Genomic DNA, 19,263 nt, shown 5'->3' on the forward strand with positions numbered 1-19,263 from the left:
AGGGACGTTTCGCCAGGGGTCGCAAAAGTCGGGCCGCCCGTCCTCTCACGACCTCAGGGGGGCCGAAAGGCGGAGGCGTTTTGGGCGGTTCGGCCCGGCTTCGTCTGCTATCCTCGGCGGCGCTTGCGGCCGCGTGGACATTCGCCGGTCCAGCCTCAGATAACCGAACGAGACCGTTCAGGGAGGAACGTCATGAGCGAGACCGCCAGCACTGAACCGAGCCCCGCCGCCGAGCGGGTCGAGCCCGTCACCGCCGAGCAGGCGGACAATGCCGGCACGCCGCTGCGGGTGACCGCGACGCCGGCGGCGCTGGAACTGATCGAGGAGCTTAGGGCCGAGTACGGGCCGGTGATGTTCCACCAGTCCGGCGGGTGCTGCGACGGCTCCTCGCCGATGTGCTACCCCGTCGGCGACTTCCTCGTCAGCGACGGCGACGTGAATCTGGGCCGGATCGGCGGCGCGGATTTCTTCATCTCGCGGTCGCAGTTCGAGGTCTGGAAGCACACCCACATCATGCTCGACGTGGTGCCCGGCCGCGGCGGCATGTTCTCCCTGGAGAACGGCCGCGAAAAGCGCTTCCACATCCGCTCGCGGCTGTTCACCAGCGCAGAGAACGAGGCGCTGGCGGGGGCCTGCCGGCTGTAGGCGACGGCCTTCGGCAAAGACCGGTTTCGGTGCGGTCCTGCCGAAGACCGGCCTGACCGCTCCGACAGGATCGCAGGGCTATCCCTGCCGGCGCAGGGCGTGGACCGAGAACAGTCCGTTCGCATCGGTCCAAGCCTCCACCGGCATCCAGCCGGCGCGGGCCGCGAGCGCTCTGAATCCGTCGAGCGTGTACTTGTAGCTGTTCTCGGTGTGGATCGATTCGCCCTCCGCGAAGGCGAAGCTGCGCCCGGCCACGCGCACGGTCTGCGCCCGGCGGCTGACGAGATGCATCTCGATCCGCGAGGCCGCCTCGTTGAAGAAGGCCCGGTGGGCGAAGGCGTCGAGGCCGATCTCGCCATCGAGTTCGCGGTTGATGCGGGCCAGCAGGTTCAGGTTGAACGCCGCCGTGACCCCGGCCGCATCGTCGTAGGCCGCCTCGAGTACAGCTCGGTCCTTGACGAGATCGACGCCGAGCACCAGCGTCGCGCCCGCGCCGAGGATGCGCCCGAACACGTCGAGGAGGCGGGCCGCCTCGCCGGGCTCGAAATTGCCGATGGTCGAGCCGGGAAAGAAGCCGGCGAGCGCCCGGCCCTCGAAGTCCTTCGGCAGGGTGAAAGGCCGGGTGAAATCGGCCACCACCGGCTCGACGGCGAGGTCGGGGAAGTCGCCGCGCAGCGCCTCCGCCTGCCCGCGCAGGAATTCGCCCGAGACGTCGACCGGGAGATAGGCCGAAAGCCCCGGCAGGTGCCGCAGCAGGCGCCGCAGCTTGGCGGTCGAGCCGCTTCCGAATTCAACGAGGGCGGCCCCCTCCGGCAGCAGCGCGGCGATCTCGGGACCGCGCGCGTCGAGGATGCCGAGCTCGGTGCGGGTCGGGTAGTATTCCGGCAGGACGGTGATCTGCTCGAACAGGGCGGAGCCGGCCGCATCGTAGAAATACTTGGCCGGCAGCGCCTTCGGCTTCGCGCCGAGCCCGCTCCAGACATCGGCCAGGAACAGGCCGTTCTCCGTGATCGGCTCGGCGGGACTGGTTTCCTTCAGGCGGGGATCGATCGTCAAAGGCGTTCTCCGAGGCGGCGGATTGATCGAAGCGGGACGGGCGATCAGGGGCGCGCGTCGGCGAGGCGCAGGCCGGTGAACTGCCAGCGCTGGTGCGGGTAGAAGAAGTTGCGGTAGCCGGGTCGCGCGTGTCCGTCCGGCGTCGCCACCGAGGAGCCGCGCAGCACGTACTGGCTCGACATGAACTTGCCGTTGTACTCTCCGAGCGCGCCCGGCACCGGCCGGTAGCCCGGATAGGGACCGTAGGCGCTGCGGGTCCATTGCCAGACGAGACCGAAGGCGTCCTCGATCAGGCCTTCGCGGGCCGCGACCTCCCATTCGGCCTCCGTCGGCAGGTCGCGGCCGGCCCAGCGTGCGTAGGCGTCGGCCTCGAAGTAGCTGACATGCGTCACGGGCTCCGTCGGATCGACGGCCTTGCGGCCGGCGAGCGACATCATCGACCAACCCTCGGCGTCGGGCTGCCAGTAGCCCGGTGCCGCCCAGCCCTCGCGCTGCACCCAGATCCAGCCCTCGTTGAGCCACAGCTCGGGCCGCGCGTAGCCGCCGTCCTCCATGAAGGCGAGCCAGTCCCGGTTCGTCACGAGGCCGCGATCGACGGCGCCGCCGAGCATCAGCACGTCGTGGCGCGGGCTCTCGTTGTCGAAGGCGAAGCCTCCGCCCGCATGGCCGATCTGCGTGATGCCTCTTTCAAGGGCAGCCTTGCCGGAGCCTGCCTGCGCCTTGGGCATCGTCCAGTCCGCGTCGTAAACCGGATCGAGCGGGTTCTGGGCGAAGGCGTGAAGGATGTCGGTGAACATCAGCTCCTGATGCTGCTGCTCGTGGTAGAGCCCGATCTCCAGGATCGGCAGCGCCCGCTCCAGCGCCGCGTCGGGCGTCTCGCGCAGCCACACCGTCACCGCGCGATCGACATGGGTGCGGTAGGCGGCGGTCTCCTCGGCGGTCGGCCGGGTGATCATGCCGCGCATGAAGCGCGGCTGCCGAGGACCGGCCTGCACATAGTAGGAATTGAAAAGGTAGTGCAGGCGCTCGTCGTAGATGGCGTAGCCCGGCAGGTGCTCGCGCAGAAGGAACTGCTCGAAGAACCATGTCGTGTGCGCCCGGTGCCACTTGGTCGGGCTCGCATCCTCCATCGACTGGATCTGCTGATCCTCCGGCGAGAGCGGGGCGGCGCGCCGCTCGGTCTCGTCGCGGACGGTGCGGAAGGCCGCGATCCAGGCGTTCCGGTCGATCGGGCGGGCGTCGAGCGGGGGCGGCGGGAAGGCCGCGCTGCGCTCAGGTTGGGTGAGACGTGCTGCGCCGGCTGCCATTGTTGGAATCTCTTCCTCCGTTGTGCTCCGCAAATAGACGCCGTTTGCCTCATGACAACGCCGGGACCCGCCAAGCTGTTCGCCGCACCCCCTGTCGCACCCGGTGGAAGCGCGGCCTTTTTGCAGCCGCAGTGAGGTGTCCTTAACCGTCGCCGCCGGACACTCGCCGCCCCATGGTTTCCACGGATGCGCGAGCCTGAGGCGGCGGTCATGCGGATCGATCTGATGGCAGGGGCGACCCTTTCGGCGGCGATGCCGGCCCAGAACTCTCAGCCGGTCATCCTCGTCTTCGACTCGGGTCTCGGCGGCCTCACCGTGCTGGAGCAGGTGCGCCGGGCCCGGCCGGATGCGGCCTACGTCTACGCGGCGGACGACGCGGCCTTTCCCTACGGCGCGCTGAGCGAGGAGCGGCTGGTCGCGCGGGTGATCGCGGTGATGGAACGGCTGCTGGCGCGCCACGCCCCCGACCTCGTGGTGATCGCCTGCAACACCGCCTCGACCCTGGTGCTTCCGGCCCTGCGCCAGCGCTTCGTCACGCCGTTCGTCGGCGTGGTGCCGCCGATCAAGCCGGCCGCCGCGCTGACCCGCACGCGCCTCGTCTCCCTGCTCGCGACCCCGGGCACCGTGGCGCGGTCCTATACCCACGACCTCGTCCGGAGTTTCGCCGCGCACTGCGCCGTGACGCTGGTGGGCTCGAAGAATCTCGCGGGCTACGCCGAGGCCGAGATGGCCGGCGAGCCGGTCGCGGACGCGGCGATCCTGTCCGAGATCGAACCCTGCTTCGTGGAGGGGGCGGACGGCCGGCGCACCGATGTCGTGTGCCTCTCCTGCACCCACTACCCGCTGCTGCTGCCACGTTTCGAGCGCCTCGCCCCCTGGCCGGTCACGTGGATCGACCCCGCCCCGGCCATCGCCCGCCGGGTGATCCAGCTTGTCGGCGAGATGCCGTCGCAGGCGCCCGACGCGCCGCCCGCCCGTGCCGTGTTCACCGGCGGGGCCGGGCTGACACCGGCGCTCGGCCGCTCGCTGGAGCGTCGGGGTCTCTTCGAGACGCTCGTCGAGTCGATGCCGCTCGCGGCGAATTGAGACGAACCGTCAGCGTTGCGCCCGCGGCGCCAGTTCCTCCGGCACCAGCGTCGCCGTATCCTGTCGGGCGACGATCTCGCCGATTGCCACCGGTGAGAAATCCCAGGCATCGACGCCCACGTCGCAGGAGCGGGTGGTGTCCGGCAGCGTCGCGTGGGTGTGGCCGTAGAGGTGCCGGGTCTCGCGCCACAACCCCGGCCAGGCACGGTGGGCGTAGTGGGCCAGGAATAGCCGCCAGGTCCGGCCCGCCCCATCCGTCACCGAGATCCGGGCGCTTTCCACCGGCGGCTCGGCCCAGGGCAGATCGAGCACGCGGTTGCTGTCGTGGTTGCCGCGCACCAGCCGCTTGATGCCGTTGAGCCGCGCGAACACGGCGGCGCAGTGCTCGCGGCTCGCATGCGCCGCGAAGTCGCCGAGATGCCAGACCTCGTCCTGCACACCGACCCGCACGTTCCAGCGCTCGATCAGCGCCGCGTCATGCGCCTCCAGCGAGGCGAAGCCGCGTCGTCGGCGCTCGACGAGGTGGGCGTCGCCGAAATGCGTGTCGGCGATGAAGAAGGTAGCCATGCGTTCTTCACGAAGTTGTGAGACATCCCGGAGATCGGAGATGAGGCGGATCACCCGCCCGCCCGTCCGGTCCCAACGCGGCGCGCGCGGCCGTGCATCCTGCGGCGGGTCGTAACAGAAGGTACAATGATGCCGATTGACCGACCGTTCGCGCGCCATTTGGTCGGCAATCGCGGCGGGCGGCTCGAACGCTGCATCATTTTTCCGAGGACTCTGGGCGAAGTGTCACCGGGGTCGCTCGGTGCACCTCCTCAAACGTGGTAGCGCGGCTGCCATGCCGGTCTCGACCAAAATCCTCATTGTCGTCGCCATTGCCGTGATCCTGACGGCCTGGGGATGGATGCTGGATCTGAGCCTGTCCGCCGCCCATGCTTGGCTCCTGGAACGGATCGGGCATACCGGGATGCGGCTTCTGATCGGAGCCATGGTGTTCGCAGGGGCCTGGGCCCTTTGGAAAGAGACGGAGGATCGATGAGCCGCCCTCTCGCCGTCGCGCTCCTGGCGCTCGCTCTCTATCTCGGCGTGCTGGACTGCCTGATGAAGCTCAGTCTGTCGGCGGTGCATGCCTGGTTGATCGACGCGATCGGTCGGACCGGCCTGTGGGTCGTCATCGCCGCCACGCTGTTCGGCGGCGGCTGGGTCGTGTGGAGCGAGCAGGAGGACCGCTGAGCGCCGCGCGGCAGGATCATCCCCGCGGCCGGGTCCGGTCCTCGGTTCAGAAGCGGTCGATCACCGCCGCGCCCCAGACCAAGGCGGCGATGACCTGGGTCAGGAACGCGCCCGCAGACGCGAGATCCTTGACGATGCCGATCCGGTCGTGCCGGCCGGGGTGGAGGTGATCGCACAGCTTCTCGATGGCGGTGTTGAGAAGTTCCGCTCCGAGCATCAGGAGCAGGCTGGCGATGAGCGCGACCCGGACCCACAGATGGCCGCCGAGAACGATCGCCACGGGCAGGCCGAGCGCCAGCAGGACGAGCTCGAGCCGCACCGCCCGCTCCGTACGCCCGCCATGGACGAGGCCGCGCCAGGAATTCAGGAAGGCGAGGTAGAGCGCGATCACGGCGTCTCCCCCGGAGCCTCTGCGGGGACCGCGCGTGCGATCCATCTGGCGAGGATCGGACCGGTCGCCAGCACCACGAACAGGCGCAGCGTCTGCACCGCGAGAACGAAGGACACGTCGGCCTTCGAACCCACGGCGATGATCGCCACCGAATCGAGCCCGCCGGGACTGGTGGCCAGGAAGGCGGTGAGGAAATCGATCGGCAGCCAGTAGGTCAGCGCCCAGGCCCAGATGCCGCAGAGGAGGATGATCGCGCCGGTCGCGGCCAGAACGCCCGGCAGAGCGTGGAGCGTCTCGTCCAGGGTCCGCCGGTTGAAGCGCAGCCCGACATACCAGCCGATCGCCGCGTAGGCGGCATCGAGAACCGGGCCGGGCAGAGCGATATCGAGGAGCCCGGAGGCATGCAGGATGGCCCCGAGCAGCATCGGTCCGATCAGGGGCGCGGAGGGCAGCCGCAGCAGGCTCGCGAGGCCGAACCCGGCCGCTGCGACCGCACAGGTCGCCGCGACGCCGGCCCAGCTCCACGTTTCCCCGGAGGACGCCGCGCCGGTCACGTCGGCGAGGAGGCGCGCGGCGAGCGAGGCCGAGAGCACCACGGCGGCGACGCGCACATACTGCATGAACGCCACGAGGCGCGGGTCGGCGCCGTAATCCTCGGCCATGGCGACCATCGCGGCGGCGCCGCCCGGCGAGGATCCCCAGGCCGCGGTGGTGCCGGGCAGGACCCGCAGCCGCGTCAGGGCCAGCCCGGTCAGCGCGCCGGCCACCACCGTGACGCCGACGACGGCGAGGATGATGAGGCCGTCCGCGCGCAGGGTCGCGGCGATCTCGGTCGTCGCGGACCGGGCGACGAGGCAGCCGATCACCGCCTGGGCGGCCAGGAAGAGCGGGCGCGGCAGCGACAGCCCGGCACCGCGCACGCCGAAGATGATCGCGGCCAGCATCGGCCCGAGAAGAAGGGCGGCGGGAAAATGCGCGCGGCTCAGGCCGTAGGCGAGAGCGGCCGAGACGGCGAGGAGCGCCGTCCAGCGCAGGAGAGTGCGGGTCTCGGGCAAGGGCGTGGATGCAGGAGGACGCGCGACACGATCCGCGCGGGGCCCGCGCTACACGCTCTCGCCCGGCCTGTCACGACGAGGCCGCGACGCAGCCGCCGGCCCTCCCCCTCCGACGCTCAGGCGCGATACCCCTCGTCCTCCCGGCAGGCGGCGGTACCGGCCGGGGCGTGCGCCCGGAAGAACGCGGCGAGATGCGCGAGGCCGCCCGACCGGGGGTCGCTGGAGCGCCAGGCCAGCGCGACGGTGCGGCCGGGCCCCTCTCCCTCGAAGTGACGCATGACGGTCAGTCCGCTCGGATCGGGGCCCGAGGGGACGGCGAGGGCCGGGATGAGGGTGTAGCCGGCGCCCGCCGCCACCATCGAGCGCAGGGTCTCCAGACTCGTCGCGTGGCGGCCGGCGCCCCTCAGGGTGCCGCAGGCGGCGATCGTCTGGTCGCGCAGGCAATTGCCTTCGTCGAGCAGCAGCAGGTCCGGCCCGCTCAGGTTCTCCGCCCTTGGGGCAGCCCCTTGGGCGAAGACGTGGTCTGCCGGGCAGGCCAGCCGGAACGGTTCCACGAAGAGCGGCGAGACCGTGAGGCCCGAGGCCGCCACCGGCAGCGAGACCAGGGCCGCATCGATGCGTCCGTCGCGCAGGCCGTCGAGGATCTCGGCGGTGCGTGCCTCGCTGAGCGCCAGCGTCAGCAGTGGAAATTCCTGACGCAAGAGGCGCAGCACCAGGGGGAAGTAGTAGGGGCCCAGCGTTTGGATCGCGGCCAGAACCAGCCGGCCGGTCAGGGGCGAGCCGCGTCCCTCGACGGCGAGCGCCAGCAGGCGCTGCGCCTCGGCCAGCACCACGCGCGCCTGCCGAACGATGCCCTGGCCGGCGACCGTCAGCAACACGCGTCGGTTGGATCGTTCGAACAAGGTCAGCCCGAGCGCGTTCTCCAGTTTACGGACCTGCACGGAGAGCGTCGGCTGGCTCACGTTGCAGCGCTCGGCCGCCCGGCCGAAATGCCCCTCGTCGGCGACGGCCACGACGTATTCGAGATCGCGCAGGGACAATCCAGCAAGATTCATAGGCACCATCTATCACAATCTTTGTGACGATGCATTTGCCAATGGGTCATGCCTGGGTCATACCGTCGAAACAGAATGGTTCCAGGCTGTGCAAACGCCCCGAGCGATCCACCCTGAAGCCCCTGCCTCCCAAGGAGAGAGTGACGCATGAGCGAGAACCGTCCGATTCTGACGACCCGCCAGGGCCATCCGGTCCGGGACAACCAGAGCACGCGTACGGTCGGCGAGCGGGGTCCGGCGACGCTCGAGAACTATCAGTTCATCGAGAAGATCACCCATTTCGACCGTGAGCGCATTCCGGAGCGCGTGGTTCACGCCCGCGGCGCCGGCGCCCACGGCTGGTTCGAGGCCTACGGCAAGATCGGCGACGAGCCGGCCTCCAAGTATACCCGCGCCCGCGTCCTCAACGAGACCGGTGTGAAGACGCCGATGTTCGTGCGCTTCTCGACCGTGGCCGGTGCCAAGGAGAGCCCCGAGACCGAGCGCGACCCGCGCGGCTTCGCCGTCAAGTTCAAGACCGTCGAGGGCAACTGGGACCTGGTTGGCAACAACCTCAAGGTCTTCTTCATCCGCGACGCGATCAAGTTCCCCGACATGATCCACGCGTTCAAGCCGGACCCGGTGACGAACCGCCAGGAGGCGTGGCGCTTCTTCGACTTCGTGGCGCAGCACCCCGAGTCGATCCACATGGTGACCTGGCTGAAGTCGCCTTGGGGCATCCCGGCCAACTACCGCGAGATGGAAGGCTCGGGCGTCAACACGTACAAGCTCGTCAACGACAAGGGCGAGGCGGTGCTCTGCAAGTTCCACTGGCAGCCGAAGCAGGGTGTCCGGAACCTGACCTCGCAGCAGGCGTCCGAGATCCAGGCCAAGGATGTCGGCCACGCCACCCGTGACCTCTACGACAACATCCAGGCCGGCAACTTCCCCGAGTGGGAATTCTGCGTGCAGATCATGCCCGACGGCCCGAACGACCACCTCTCGTTCGATCCGCTCGACGACACGAAGCGTTGGCCCGAGGACCAGTTCCCGCTGCTGCCGGTCGGCCGCATGGTGCTCGACCGCGTGCCGGACAACTTCTTCGCGGAAGTGGAGCAGTCGGCCTTCGGCACGGGCGTGCTCGTCGACGGCATCGACTTCTCGGACGACAAGATGCTGCAGGGCCGGACCCTGTCCTACTCGGACACACAGCGTTACCGCGTCGGTGCGAACTACCTGCAGCTGCCGATCAACGCGCCGCAGCCCGGCGTGAAGGTCTACTCGAACCAGCGCGACGGCCAGATGACCTACGGCGTCGACGGCACGGGTGCCAACAAGCACATCAACTACGAGCCCTCGACGCTCGGCGAGGGTCTCGCCGAGGCGCCGAAGAAGACCGAATACCACCAGCCGGTGGAGGGGCGTCTCGGCCGCTATCAGACCTCGCGCACCGAGGATGATTACGCCCAGGCGGGTCACCGCTATCGGACCTTCGAGGATTGGGAGCGCGAGGACCTGATCGCCAACCTCGTGGCCGACATGAAGCAGTGCCCTGAGCCGATCCAGCTGCGGATGGTCTGGCACTTCTGGCACGCCGACGAGGATTACGGCCGCCGCGTCGCCGAGGGCGCCGGGATCGATCTGGAGAAGGCCAAGGCCCTGCCGCCGCTGCCGGGCCGCGCCGCCCCGCACAAGCGCCTCCAGGCCGAGACCTACACCGAGGGCGGCAACGCCCCGCAGAAGGTCGCCGCCGAGTAAAGCCGGCTACCCACCGACATGAAAAACCCCGCCCGACCGTCAGGTCGGGCGGGGTTTCTTTTTGGGAAGGGCGGGCGCCGAAACCGGCGCCGGCCGTTACGGGCAGGAGCGGCGCACGCCGCGCTTGGCGATGTAGGTCTGGGTCTGCGGATCGTAGGTCTTGAAGCGGCGGGCGCACTCGGCGATCGCCTCGTCGTCACCGGCCGCGACCCCCGTCGTCACCGTCTCGGTGCCGTAGTAGCCGGCGGGCGCGTAGTAGCCGTCGTCGTAGCCATAGCCGTACCCATAGCCCGGATAGCCGTAGGCGCCGTAGAGGCTGCCGGCCGCGAGACCGAGGCCCAAGCCGAGGCCGATGCCGCCATAGCCATATCCGCGGCGATAGTAGCCGGCGTTCCGCCAGCGGTTGCCGCCATACCAGCCACGGTTACCGTAGCCGGGCCGCACGCCGGCAACGCCGCCTCCGAAGCCCGGTCGGACTCCGCCGAAACCCGGACGGCCGGCGAAGCCACCGCCACCGATGCCGGCACCACCCCCGAGACCCGGACGGCCAGCAAAGCCACCGCCACCGATGCCGGCACCACCCCCAAAACCCGGACGGCCGGCAAACCCACCGCCGGGGCGGATACCCCCTGCGCCCAGGCCACCGCCGCGGAAGCCGGGATTGCCGAATCCGGTCACGCCGCCCGCTCCGAGTGCGCTGCGGAAATTGCCGCCGCCGAGGCCGCCGGATCCCCCGACGCCGATCGGCCGTGCATCGGCACTCGCCGGAAGATAGGCCAGCGCGCCCGCAACGACGGCCGAAGCCATGAATATCCGCTTGATCATCATTCCCTCAGCATATCGTGAGTATGGCCTGCGCCGGAATTGGTCGGCAAAATGGGCCCTTACACACAGAACGCTGCGGGACGGCCGTTGATCCTAAGGCCAAGATTGTCCGAACGTCGCGCTCTCTCGCACCCGTCACGGCTCACTTACGGGGCCGTTCGAGGCCGCGTCGGGGCTCGTGGCCCGCTATCGCATCGTCCCGAAAGGGGCCGCCGGCCCCCGGAACGGGTGGCGCGCTATACCCGGCGGCGCCGGGCGGCAAGCGCGGCGAGGAGGCAGGCGATGAGACCGAGGGCGAACGGCCCGTCTCCGTAGGCGGCGTAGAGCGTGCGGCCGGGCAGCCGCACAGGAAGATCCGCGTCCAGCACGCCCTCGATGCCGAGCGGCAGGCTCGCCACGACCCGGCCATGGGCGTCGACCACCGCCGAGATGCCGGAATTGGCGTCGCGCACCAGCGGCACCCCCTCCTCCACCGCCCGCAGCCGGGCCTGGGCGAAGTGCTGGCGCGGTCCGGGCGTGTCACCGAACCATGCGTCGTTGGTGAGATTCAGGATGAGGCCCGGCACGGCCGGCGCGCCCTCGGCCGGATCGGGTGGCAGGATCGCACCGGGAAAGATCGCCTCGTAGCAGATCGTGGCGGCGACCGGCGGCAGGCCCGGAACGTTGAGGATGCGCTGGCCGGCGCGGTCCCCTGCGGTGAAACCGCCGGGAACGGAGATGAACTGGCGCAGGCCGAGCGCCCGCAGCAGCCCGTCGAGGGGACCCGGCAGGTACTCGCCGAAGGGGACGAGGTGAACCTTGTCATAGGTGTCGCCGGATTGCCCGCCCGCGCCGATCGTCAGGATCGCGTTGAAGAACACGGCGTTCTCGCGTGTCAGCCGCTCACCGTTGGGCAGTTCGCGCACCCGCGCGGCGCCGGTGATGAGCTGCTTACCCTCGGGCAAAGCCGCGCCGATCCGCCCCAGTGCCTCCGGATCGCGCTGGATCAGGAAGGGAAAGGCCGATTCCGGCCAGATCAGGTGCGTGATGTCGGCGATGCCCGTTCGATCGGGCGAGAGCGCCCGGTCGCTGAGTTCGAGATACTTGCCGACGATGCGCTCGCGGTTGGCGGAGCCGAACTTGTCGTCCTGCGGGATGTTGGGCTGGATCAAGCGCAGCCGCACGCCCGCGACCGTCGGATCCGGCGCGGCGGGCACGCGCCACGCGCCGTAGGCGGCAAGGCCCACGAGGGCGGCGACGGCCGCCAGCGTCGGCCCGAAGCGGTCTCGCGGCGTCGCGCCCGTGGCGAGGGTGGCGGGCGCGGCGGCGATCAGCACCGCGAGCAGGGTCAACCCGTAGAGGCCGACCAGCGAGGCCGCCTGCATGGTCCAGAGATGGCCTCCCAGTGCCATGCCCAGGGTGTTCCAGGGAAAGCCTGTCAGGATGTGCCCGCGCAGCCACTCGGCGCCGGCGAGGCCGAAGGCGAGGGCCGCGATGCGCCCGGCCCCTCGCGTCCAGACCAGGCGGGCGACGGCGAAGCCCGCGGCGGAGAACAGGGCGAGCACCGCCGGCAGGCCGACCACGCCCAGCGGCAGCGCCCAGGCGAACTGGTCTGCCTCCACGAGGAAGGCGGCGCCGAGCCACCACAGGCCGGCGGTGAAGTAGCCGAACCCCCAGGCCCAGCCGATGGCGGCACAGGCGCGGACCGTGCGCCGGCCCGCGCCGCCGACCGCCGCGCCGTCGATCAGCCAGACGGCGACCGAGAGCGACACGACGAGCGCCGGGAACAGGCCGTAGGGCGGCATGGCCAGGGCACCGCAGGCACCGGCCGCGACGGCGATGGCCAGCCGCACCCAGCCCTGGCTGAGGATGATGCGGTGCGCGACGGCCTCGAGCGGGCCGATCCGCGCCGCGGCCGGACGCATCCCGGCGCCGGACGCGCGGCCGAGCGGAGCGGTCATGCCTTGTCGCCTCGTTCCGTCCCGTCCTTAACGACCGGCTTCGGCGGTCTGAGCCGTGCCCGTTTCCACCTCGGCTTCCTCGGGCGCGTGCGGCGCCGGGCGCGGTGGCGGCAGAGCGAGCGGCACCACGGTGCCGATCTTGGCCGGCGCGCGCTGGAGCTTGATCCGCTTCACCCGCCGGGGATCGGCGTCGAGCACCTCGAACTCGATATCGTCCGGACCGGCGATCCGCTCGCCGCGGGTCGGCACCCGGCCGGCCAGGGTCACGATCAGGCCGCCGATCGTGTCGATCTCGGCCGCGAGTTCCCCGAAGGCGGCGACGAGATCGAGGCCGGTGGCCTCCGACACCTCGGCGAGGCCGGCACGGGCATCGGCGATATACGCCTCCGTCTCGCCCTCCATGCGGTTGACGAGCCGGCCCTCGGCCACGTCGTGCTCGTCCTCGATGTCGCCGACCACCATCTCGATCAGATCCTCGATCGAGATCAGGCCGTCGGTGCCGCCGTACTCGTCGATGACCAGCGCCATGTGGGTGCGCGTCGCCTGCATCCGCACCAGCAGGTCGATGGCCGGCATGGAGGGGGGCACGAACAGCACCGGGCGCTGGATGCGGGTCGAAGCCAGCGTCGCGGTCAGATCGACCTTGCCGAGATCGAGGCCGCGCAGCGCGCCGCGGGCCGAGGCGGCACGGCGCGGACGCGGCGCGGGCTTGATCTCTCCCCTGCCCTCGCCATCGGCCACCGCCTGCGGCACCGGACGGCGCGGCGCGGCCTCGGCCTGGGTCGCGAGGTATTCCACGAAGTCGCGGATGTGGACCATGCCGCGGGGATCGTCGAGGGTTTCGCCGTAGACCGGCAGACGCGAATGCCCGGCGGTGCGGAACAGCTTCAGGAGGTCGCCGAGGCTGGTGTCGCTGGCCACGGCCACGATGTCGGCGCGGGGCACCATCACATCGTCGACCCGGACCTTGTGCAGGCCCAGCACATTCTTGAGCATGGCCCGCTCGAGCGGCGAGAAGGCGTCCTCGCCCGTGTCGGGCTCGGCCAGCGCCTCCTCGATATCGGTGCGCAGGGAATCGCGCGGACGCAGGTGGAAGACGTTCAGCAGACGATCGTACCACGCCTCGCGTTGAGGGGGTTCGGCGTCCGCGGCTGGCGCGGCCAGGGCCGCGCCGCGACTTCGGTCGTTGGTCATGGGTCTCTGGGTTGGATGCGGCGGGAGTGCCGGGAGTCAGTCTTCGTAGGGATTTGGTATGCCGAGAGTCCGGAGCGCGGCGACCTCGAGCGCCTCCATGGCGTCGGCCTCTGCCTCGCCGGTCTCATGGTCCTGTCCGAGAAGGTGAAGGGTGCCATGGACGAGGAGGTGGGCGAAATGGTGCTCGAACGGCTTCGACTGCTCGGTACTCTCGCGCACGAGCGTGTCATACGCAAGAACCACGTCGCCCAAGGGGCGCGCCATGCCGGGCTGAATCGGGCCGTCCGCGGCCGGAAACGACAGCACGTTGGTGGGCTTATCCTTGTTTCGCCATGTCCGGTTCAGGGTCTGGACGGTGGCGTCGTCGGCGAGCAGGACGCTCACTTCGACCGGGCCCGAGGCCGAATCGGGCAGGATGGCCAACCCGGCCTCGACGGCCCGGAGGGTGAACGCCTCCAGTTCGGGGACGGCCTGTTCCCAGCGCGCATCCTCGACGGCGATGTCGATCTCGTTGTCGCTCATATTGGTCGCGCGAAGGGTCAGGCCAGCGGCCGGCGCCGCGGATTCGGGTTGCGGTCGGCCTCCGCCTCGCCGTGGGCGGCGGCCTCGTAGGCGGTGACGATCCGGCGCACGAGGTCGTGGCGCACCACGTCCACATCACGGAAGCGCACGCGGCCGATGCCCTCGACGCCGTCGAGCACGTTCACCGCCTCGACGAGACCGGACTTCTGGCCCGGCGGCAGATCGATCTGGCTCGGATCGCCGGTGATGATCATGCGCGAGTTCTCGCCGAGACGCGTCAGGAACATCTTCATCTGCATTGAGGTGGTGTTCTGCGCTTCATCCAGCAGCACCACGGCGTTGGTCAGCGTGCGCCCGCGCATGAAGGCGAGCGGGGCGATCTCGATGATGCCGGTCTGCAGGCCGCGGTCGACGTGACGCGCCTCCATGAAGTCGTAGAGCGCGTCGTAGATCGGGCGGAGATACGGATCGACCTTCTCGCGCATGTCGCCGGGAAGGAAGCCGAGCCGCTCGCCGGCCTCGACCGCCGGGCGCGACAGGATCAGGCGCTCGGCGTGGCCCTGCTCCAGGAGCGAGACGGCGTGGCCCACGGCGAGCCAGGTCTTGCCGGTGCCGGCGGGCCCTTCGGCGAAGACGAGTTCGTTGGCCCGCAACAGCTTGATGTAGTCGCTCTGCGCCGCGTTGCGGGCGCGCACGGCGCCGCGCTTGCGGGTGGCGATCTGGTCGAACTGCTCGCGGCCGTTATCGGCGGTGATCTCGGCGGAGGGGAACAGGTTGCCCTGGACCGTCACCTCTTGGATCACCCCGTCCACGTCGCCGAGCGTGAGGGTGGTGCCGCCCTTCTGCACCCGGGCGTAGAGGCGCTCGAACACGCGCCGGGCCTTCTCGGCGGATTCCGGCGTGCCCTTGACGACGAGATGGTTGCCGAGCGCCGTGCCGGTGATGCCGAGCCGACGCTCGATATGGGCGACGTTCTGGTCGTACTGGCCGAAGACGAGGCTGGCGAGCCGGTTGTCGTCGAAGGTCAGCGAGACCTCGACCGTTTCGGCCAGTCCCGGACGCCCGGAGGATGGGCGGTTGTTGCGGCCGGCGGGGCCACGGGCGGACGCAACGTCAATCGGCACGCGAGGATTCCGGGATGGTGATCGTCCTCATATAGGTCACGCGGCGGCGGCCGCACCCTCCAGCGCCTCACCGAACAGGCTGTTGGAGCCCGCACGGGTGATGCGGACGGGCACCAAAGTGCCGATGGTCGAGGCCGGCGCGTCGAACTGCACCGCCTGCAGATGGGGCGTCTTGCCCGCGACCTGCCCCGGATGCCGGCCGGTCTTCTCGACCAGGATCTCGGCGACCGTGCCGACCGAAGCCGCGTTGAAGGCGTGGCGCTGCGCGTCGAGGAGCTGCTGCAGGGCGGCGAGCCGCTCGGTCTTCACCGCCTCCGGCACCGCATCCTCGCGCTCCGCCGCCGGCGTGCCGGCCCGCGGGCTGTACTTGAACGAGAAGGCCGCGGCGAAGCCGATATCGCCGACGAGCCGCATGGTCTCGGCGAAGTCGGCGTCGGACTCGCCGGGGAAGCCGACGATGAAGTCCGAGGACAGGGCGATGTCGGGCCGCGCGTTCCGGATGCGCTCGATCAGGCGGCGGTAGGCGTCGCCGGTGTGGCGGCGGTTCATGGCGTGGAGGATGCGGTCCGAGCCCGACTGCACCGGAAGGTGCAGGTAGGGCATCACCAGCGGGTTGTCCCTGTGCGCGGCGATGAGATCGTCGGCGAAGTCGTTGGGGTGGCTCGTGGTGTAGCGCAGGCGAAGCAGGCCCGGCACGGAGGCCAGCGCGTCCATCAGGTGCCCGAGCGTCGCCGGCGCGCCGTCCGACCCATCGCCGTGATAGGCGTTCACGTTCTGGCCGATCAGCGTGATCTCGCGCACCCCGCCCTCGACCAAGCGGCGCGCCTCCTCGACCACCGCCGCCACCGAGCGCGAGACCTCGGCGCCGCGGGTATAGGGCACGACGCAGAAGGCGCAGAACTTGTCGCAGCCCTCCTGCACCGTGAGGAAGCCGGTGACGCCGCGGGTGCGCCGGGCGGGCAGGTGATCGAACTTGTCCTCGACCGGAAACTCCGTGTCGACGACGCGGCTCTCGCGCGACTGGCGCAGCAGGTCCGGCAGGCGGTGATAGCTCTGAGGCCCCACGACCACATCGACCGCCGGCGCGCGCGAAAGGATCTCGCGACCCTCGGCCTGGGCGACGCAGCCCGCCACCACGATGCGGGTATCCTGCCCCGTCTCGGCGCGCTCGCCCTTGAGCACGCGCAGGCGCCCGAGTTCCGAATAGACCTTCTCGGCGGCCTTCTCGCGGATGTGGCAGGTGTTGAGGACGACGACGTCGGCCTCCTCGACCGAGTCCGTCGCGCTGTAGCCCTCGGCCGCCAGCACGTCGGCCATGCGGCCGGCGTCGTAGGCGTTCATCTGGCAGCCGTAGGACTTGACGTAGGCTTTCTTCAAGGTCGCAAACCCTGCCGCCGGCGGGCGGCTCATTCAAAGGACTGTCCGTTTGGTTCGGCCCCTTATCACGGTTCGGACTCCGACACGATTCTCTTGAACATCGCCGGAAAGACGCGCCCGTGAGACCTGCCGACGACCCTCGCTTCTTCGCCCTGCTGACCGGCAGCTTCCAGCGCCTGGTCGGTCGCCCGCTCCTCCCTGAACCCAATTCCGGGCCGGGCTGGCTCTACGAATCGGCGCCCTTCGCGGTGCTGGCGCACGACACCAGCGCCGATCCGCTCTTCGTCTACGCCAACCGGGCGGCGCAACGGGCCTTCGGCTACACCTGGGAGGAGTTCGTCGGCATGCCGTCGCGGCTCTCGGCGGAGGCGCCGGAACGGGCCGAGCGGCAGCGCCTGCTCGATGCGGTGGCCCGCGACGGTTTCGTGTCGGGCTATAGCGGGATCCGAGTCGCGCGGGACGGGCGGCGCTTCCCCGTCAGCGAGGGCATCGTCTGGCAGCTCGTCGACGAGGCCGGGACCGTCCACGGTCAGGCGGCGACCTTTCCGCTGGCTGCCTGAGCGCTCATACCGCGGCGATGCCGGGTGCCGAAACGTCGGCGCTCTCCCCGGGCACTTCGGGCAGGGCCGGTGCCGGGCGGGATGGCGGGTTGCCGAGGCGGATCTCGCGCAGGCCCCGGCGCACGGCCGATTCGGCCTGGGCCGTGGCCACCTTGCGGTCGGTGGCGGCGTCGAAAGCGATCGGCGCCCCCCAGTCGACATGGACGTCGATGGGACCGCGGGTGGCGAACAGGGCGAGATGGGGCGCGAGATCCATGTCGCCGTACCAGGCGATCTCCGGCCTCTCGGCGCGGGTCACGGGCAGGCCGTTGCGGCGCGGATAGGCCAGGGCGAGCGGCTGGAGCCGGATGCGCGCGAGCCCGCCCGCCTCGGCGGCGAGCGCCGCGCGCGCGGCGCCGACCAGGGAGGAGCGGAACGGCAGGAGGCGCAGACCGTCGCCGGTGGTGCCCTCGGCGAACAGCACGATGAGTTCGCCGTCCGCGAGCCGCTGGCCGACGGTGGCGTTGACGCTGGCCGTGGCCGCGCGCTTGGCCCGCTCGATGAACACGGTGCGCTGGAGCTTGGCCAGCGGGCCGATCAGCGGCCAGCCCTCGATCTCGGATTTCGCCACGAAGGAGAGCGGGCGCAGCGAGCCGAGCGCGACGATATCGAGCCAGGAGACGTGGTTGGCGAGAACCAGGGCCGGCTCGCCCGGCGGCGGTGGCGTGCCCGTCTGCGTCACCCGCACCGAGAACAGGCGCAGGAACAGCCGGTGGAACAGCACCGGGATATGCGCGGCGAGCCGCCCGCGCCCGAAGCGCAGGCTGAGCCAGTGCGGCCCGATCACGATCACGAAGGCCAGGGCCTGAACGAGCAGGCGCAGGCCGATGCCGGCGCGCGTCATCGGCGGACCGTGCTCGCGCGCGCGCTCACGACAGTGTCGCGCTCATGGTCAGCGCGGTCGCCCGGCTGCCGTCGGGCAGCGGGTAGTAACCCTTGCGCTCGCCGACCTTGTGAAAGCCGTGGCGGGCATAGAGCTTCAGGGCCGGCTTATTTCCCTCATCGACCTCGAGATGGACGGTGCGGATGCCGGCGAAGGTCAGGGCCGTCAGGTGCTCGCGCAGGAGCCGGTGGCTGTGGCCGCCGCCGCGGGCGGAGGGCGCCAGCACGATGGTGAGGATCTCCGCCTCGTCGACGGCCTTGCGCGAGAGCACGAAGCCGAGCAGCGCGTTGCCCCGGCGCAGGGCGTGCGCCTCGGTGGAGCGCTCGCACAGCATCCGCTCGAATTCGTGGGCGGCCCAGGGGCGGGCGAAGGCGGTGGCGTGCAGCCTCTCCAGATCGGCTGCCTGACCCGCATCCCTGAGCGGCGCGACGTAGGGCACGGAGCCCCAGGCATCCCACCACGCGGACCACCAATCGAGCGGCCAGAACGGGGAGACGGTCCGCGTCATGCCCTTGCGAGCCTCGCATGGTCCTGCGGCTGGGCATCCGGCCCGCGCAGGTAGAGGGGGCGCGGCAGCGCCTGATCCGGATCGGCCACGAGCCCGAGCGAGGCGACCCAGGCGATCTGCGGCGCACCCGTCTCGGCGACCTCGACCGCGAGGCCGGCCGCGCCCGCCGCCGCGGCGAGGGCGGGCGCGCCGGAGCCGGTGAGGATCGCCCGCCTGCCGCCGAGCAGGCCGACCGCCTCCTCCAGGGCGACGTGGCGGGGCGGGATCACCGTACCCTCGGTCACGCTCATGGCCTGGAGGTAGACCGCGCCGTGGCGCGCGTCGATCGCGGCGACGACCGCGTCCTCGCCGTTGAGCGCGAGCTGGGGAGCCAGCAGGGCGGACAGGGTCGTGACGCCGACGACGGGGATGCCCGCGGCGAGCCCGATGGCACGGGCGGCGGAGAGGCCGACGCGCAGGCCGGTATAGCTGCCCGGCCCGACCGTGACCGCGACCCGGTCGAGTGCCTCGAAGCCGCCCTCGACCCGGGCCATGACCCGCTCGATCAGCGGCAGAAGCGCCTCGGCGTGGCCGCGCACGAGCGGCATCGACTCTTCGGCGAGCAGGTCGTCGCTGTCGTCGGTGGCCACGCAAGCCGCGCAGGCTTCGAGCGCCGTATCGATGGCAAGGATCCGCAAACGTCGATTCCATCCGGCGGCGGGCCACAGGCGCCCGCCATCGGGT

General features: G+C 70.6%; 21 protein-coding genes. 6 read left to right on the plus strand and 15 right to left on the minus strand.

Annotated features, from left to right (window positions below; all coding sequences use genetic code 11):
* Positions 1–192: 192 nt before the first annotated feature.
* Positions 193–645 (plus strand): DUF779 domain-containing protein, encoded by a 453-nt coding sequence (locus HNR01_RS11820; protein WP_183667859.1) that lies wholly within the window; start codon positions 193–195, stop codon positions 643–645.
* 78 nt (positions 646–723) lie between these two features.
* Here the strand turns inward: HNR01_RS11820 and egtD are convergent, their stop codons facing one another.
* Together egtD and egtB are read right to left on the minus strand one after the other, a co-directional pair.
* The gene (gene egtD / locus HNR01_RS11825) at positions 724–1,701 is read right to left on the minus strand and encodes an L-histidine N(alpha)-methyltransferase (protein ID WP_183667860.1); all 978 of its coding nucleotides are present in this window, start codon (positions 1,699–1,701) and stop codon (positions 724–726) included.
* Between the two features lie 44 nt (positions 1,702–1,745).
* Positions 1,746–3,008 (minus strand): ergothioneine biosynthesis protein EgtB, encoded by a 1,263-nt coding sequence (egtB, locus tag HNR01_RS11830; protein WP_183667861.1) that lies wholly within the window; start codon positions 3,006–3,008, stop codon positions 1,746–1,748.
* 210 nt (positions 3,009–3,218) lie between these two features.
* On the opposite strand from egtB, the gene murI reads away from it, so the two are divergent.
* On the plus strand, positions 3,219–4,094 hold the full coding sequence (murI, locus tag HNR01_RS11835) for a glutamate racemase (RefSeq protein ID WP_183667963.1): 876 nt from the start codon (positions 3,219–3,221) through the stop codon (positions 4,092–4,094).
* 9 nt (positions 4,095–4,103) lie between these two features.
* Here murI and HNR01_RS11840 read toward each other — a convergent pair whose 3' ends face one another.
* Positions 4,104–4,661, minus strand: a complete 558-nt coding sequence (locus HNR01_RS11840) for a metallophosphoesterase (protein ID WP_183667862.1) — start codon at positions 4,659–4,661, stop codon at positions 4,104–4,106.
* 136 nt (positions 4,662–4,797) lie between these two features.
* Between HNR01_RS11840 and HNR01_RS27580 the strand changes: the two genes are divergently transcribed.
* Both HNR01_RS27580 and HNR01_RS11850 read left to right on the plus strand, forming a co-directional pair.
* Positions 4,798–5,136 carry a hypothetical protein gene (locus tag HNR01_RS27580; protein WP_246417484.1) on the plus strand — a complete coding sequence of 113 codons (339 nt, stop codon included), beginning with the start codon at positions 4,798–4,800 and terminating at the stop codon, positions 5,134–5,136.
* A complete protein-coding gene (locus HNR01_RS11850; protein ID WP_017486456.1) occupies positions 5,133–5,330 on the plus strand; it encodes a hypothetical protein in 198 nt (65 codons plus the stop codon). The genes HNR01_RS27580 and HNR01_RS11850 overlap by 4 nt, the downstream gene beginning before the upstream one ends.
* Before the next feature lie 46 nt (positions 5,331–5,376).
* On the opposite strand, the gene HNR01_RS11855 is transcribed toward HNR01_RS11850, so the two are convergent.
* The 3 genes from HNR01_RS11855 to HNR01_RS11865 all read right to left on the minus strand — a co-directional run bounded on the left by HNR01_RS11855 (position 5,377) and on the right by HNR01_RS11865 (position 7,831).
* Complete coding sequence (locus HNR01_RS11855; RefSeq protein ID WP_183667863.1) at positions 5,377–5,721, minus strand: diacylglycerol kinase; 345 nt, start codon at positions 5,719–5,721, stop codon at positions 5,377–5,379.
* Positions 5,718–6,776, minus strand: coding sequence for an AbrB family protein (locus HNR01_RS11860; RefSeq protein WP_183667864.1), 1,059 nt, complete (start codon positions 6,774–6,776; stop codon positions 5,718–5,720). The genes HNR01_RS11855 and HNR01_RS11860 overlap by 4 nt, the downstream gene beginning before the upstream one ends.
* 116 nt (positions 6,777–6,892) lie before the next feature.
* Positions 6,893–7,831, minus strand: coding sequence for a LysR substrate-binding domain-containing protein (locus HNR01_RS11865; RefSeq protein WP_183667964.1), 939 nt, complete (start codon positions 7,829–7,831; stop codon positions 6,893–6,895).
* A gap of 147 nt (positions 7,832–7,978) precedes the next feature.
* Between HNR01_RS11865 and HNR01_RS11870 the strand changes: the two genes are divergently transcribed.
* Positions 7,979–9,568 carry a catalase gene (locus HNR01_RS11870; protein ID WP_017486452.1) on the plus strand — a complete coding sequence of 530 codons (1,590 nt, stop codon included), beginning with the start codon at positions 7,979–7,981 and terminating at the stop codon, positions 9,566–9,568.
* A gap of 96 nt (positions 9,569–9,664) precedes the next feature.
* Here HNR01_RS11870 and HNR01_RS11875 read toward each other — a convergent pair whose 3' ends face one another.
* The 6 genes from HNR01_RS11875 to miaB all read right to left on the minus strand — a co-directional run bounded on the left by HNR01_RS11875 (position 9,665) and on the right by miaB (position 16,550).
* Positions 9,665–10,390 carry a BA14K family protein gene (locus HNR01_RS11875; RefSeq protein ID WP_183667965.1) on the minus strand — a complete coding sequence of 242 codons (726 nt, stop codon included), beginning with the start codon at positions 10,388–10,390 and terminating at the stop codon, positions 9,665–9,667.
* Between the two features lie 239 nt (positions 10,391–10,629).
* Positions 10,630–12,333 carry an apolipoprotein N-acyltransferase gene (gene lnt / locus HNR01_RS11880; RefSeq protein WP_183667865.1) on the minus strand — a complete coding sequence of 568 codons (1,704 nt, stop codon included), beginning with the start codon at positions 12,331–12,333 and terminating at the stop codon, positions 10,630–10,632.
* A 27-nt stretch (positions 12,334–12,360) separates the two neighbouring features.
* Complete coding sequence (locus HNR01_RS11885) at positions 12,361–13,527, minus strand: hemolysin family protein (RefSeq protein WP_183667866.1); 1,167 nt, start codon at positions 13,525–13,527, stop codon at positions 12,361–12,363.
* A 36-nt stretch (positions 13,528–13,563) separates the two neighbouring features.
* Positions 13,564–14,049: an rRNA maturation RNase YbeY gene (gene ybeY / locus HNR01_RS11890; RefSeq protein WP_153873471.1), complete on the minus strand. Its 486-nt coding sequence runs from the start codon at positions 14,047–14,049 to the stop codon at positions 13,564–13,566.
* 17 nt (positions 14,050–14,066) lie between these two features.
* Positions 14,067–15,173, minus strand: a complete 1,107-nt coding sequence (locus tag HNR01_RS11895; RefSeq protein WP_017486447.1) for a PhoH family protein — start codon at positions 15,171–15,173, stop codon at positions 14,067–14,069.
* Between the two features lie 36 nt (positions 15,174–15,209).
* On the minus strand, positions 15,210–16,550 hold the full coding sequence (gene miaB, locus HNR01_RS11900; RefSeq protein ID WP_183667966.1) for a tRNA (N6-isopentenyl adenosine(37)-C2)-methylthiotransferase MiaB: 1,341 nt from the start codon (positions 16,548–16,550) through the stop codon (positions 15,210–15,212).
* Between the two features lie 119 nt (positions 16,551–16,669).
* Here miaB and HNR01_RS11905 point away from each other — a divergent pair, with 119 nt between their 5' ends.
* Positions 16,670–17,110, plus strand: a complete 441-nt coding sequence (locus HNR01_RS11905; RefSeq protein ID WP_183667867.1) for an MEKHLA domain-containing protein — start codon at positions 16,670–16,672, stop codon at positions 17,108–17,110.
* Positions 17,111–17,114: 4 nt separating this feature from the next.
* On the opposite strand, the gene HNR01_RS11910 is transcribed toward HNR01_RS11905, so the two are convergent.
* Genes HNR01_RS11910 through tsaB form a run of 3 tightly spaced genes read right to left on the minus strand, consistent with a single transcriptional unit; the run spans position 17,115 to position 19,217 of the window.
* Positions 17,115–17,993, minus strand: coding sequence for a lysophospholipid acyltransferase family protein (locus tag HNR01_RS11910; protein ID WP_183667868.1), 879 nt, complete (start codon positions 17,991–17,993; stop codon positions 17,115–17,117).
* Positions 17,994–18,018: 25 nt separating this feature from the next.
* Positions 18,019–18,540 carry a GNAT family N-acetyltransferase gene (locus tag HNR01_RS11915; protein WP_017486443.1) on the minus strand — a complete coding sequence of 174 codons (522 nt, stop codon included), beginning with the start codon at positions 18,538–18,540 and terminating at the stop codon, positions 18,019–18,021.
* On the minus strand, positions 18,537–19,217 hold the full coding sequence (gene tsaB / locus HNR01_RS11920; protein ID WP_183667869.1) for a tRNA (adenosine(37)-N6)-threonylcarbamoyltransferase complex dimerization subunit type 1 TsaB: 681 nt from the start codon (positions 19,215–19,217) through the stop codon (positions 18,537–18,539). Before tsaB ends, HNR01_RS11915 begins: the two co-directional genes overlap by 4 nt.
* Positions 19,218–19,263 lie beyond the last annotated feature (46 nt).

Origin of the sequence: Methylorubrum rhodesianum (assembly GCF_014199985.1) — a bacterium.
GTDB classification, from domain to species: domain Bacteria; phylum Pseudomonadota; class Alphaproteobacteria; order Rhizobiales; family Beijerinckiaceae; genus Methylobacterium; species Methylobacterium rhodesianum.

Bases quoted from the DNA above. Each gene is read 5' to 3' on its own strand.
- HNR01_RS11820 (WP_183667859.1), top strand. From the start codon at position 193: ATGAGCGAGACCGCCAGCACTGAACCGAGCCCCGCCGCCGAGCGGGTC.
- egtB (WP_183667861.1), bottom strand. From the start codon at position 3,008: ATGGCAGCCGGCGCAGCACGTCTCACCCAACCTGAGCGCAGCGCGGCC.
- murI (WP_183667963.1), top strand. From the start codon at position 3,219: ATGCGGATCGATCTGATGGCAGGGGCGACCCTTTCGGCGGCGATGCCG.
- HNR01_RS11840 (WP_183667862.1), bottom strand. From the start codon at position 4,661: ATGGCTACCTTCTTCATCGCCGACACGCATTTCGGCGACGCCCACCTC.
- HNR01_RS11850 (WP_017486456.1), top strand. From the start codon at position 5,133: ATGAGCCGCCCTCTCGCCGTCGCGCTCCTGGCGCTCGCTCTCTATCTC.
- HNR01_RS11865 (WP_183667964.1), bottom strand. From the start codon at position 7,831: ATGAATCTTGCTGGATTGTCCCTGCGCGATCTCGAATACGTCGTGGCC.
- HNR01_RS11870 (WP_017486452.1), top strand. From the start codon at position 7,979: ATGAGCGAGAACCGTCCGATTCTGACGACCCGCCAGGGCCATCCGGTC.
- lnt (WP_183667865.1), bottom strand. From the start codon at position 12,333: ATGACCGCTCCGCTCGGCCGCGCGTCCGGCGCCGGGATGCGTCCGGCC.
- HNR01_RS11885 (WP_183667866.1), bottom strand. From the start codon at position 13,527: ATGACCAACGACCGAAGTCGCGGCGCGGCCCTGGCCGCGCCAGCCGCG.
- ybeY (WP_153873471.1), bottom strand. From the start codon at position 14,049: ATGAGCGACAACGAGATCGACATCGCCGTCGAGGATGCGCGCTGGGAA.
- HNR01_RS11910 (WP_183667868.1), bottom strand. From the start codon at position 17,993: ATGACGCGCGCCGGCATCGGCCTGCGCCTGCTCGTTCAGGCCCTGGCC.
- HNR01_RS11915 (WP_017486443.1), bottom strand. From the start codon at position 18,540: ATGACGCGGACCGTCTCCCCGTTCTGGCCGCTCGATTGGTGGTCCGCG.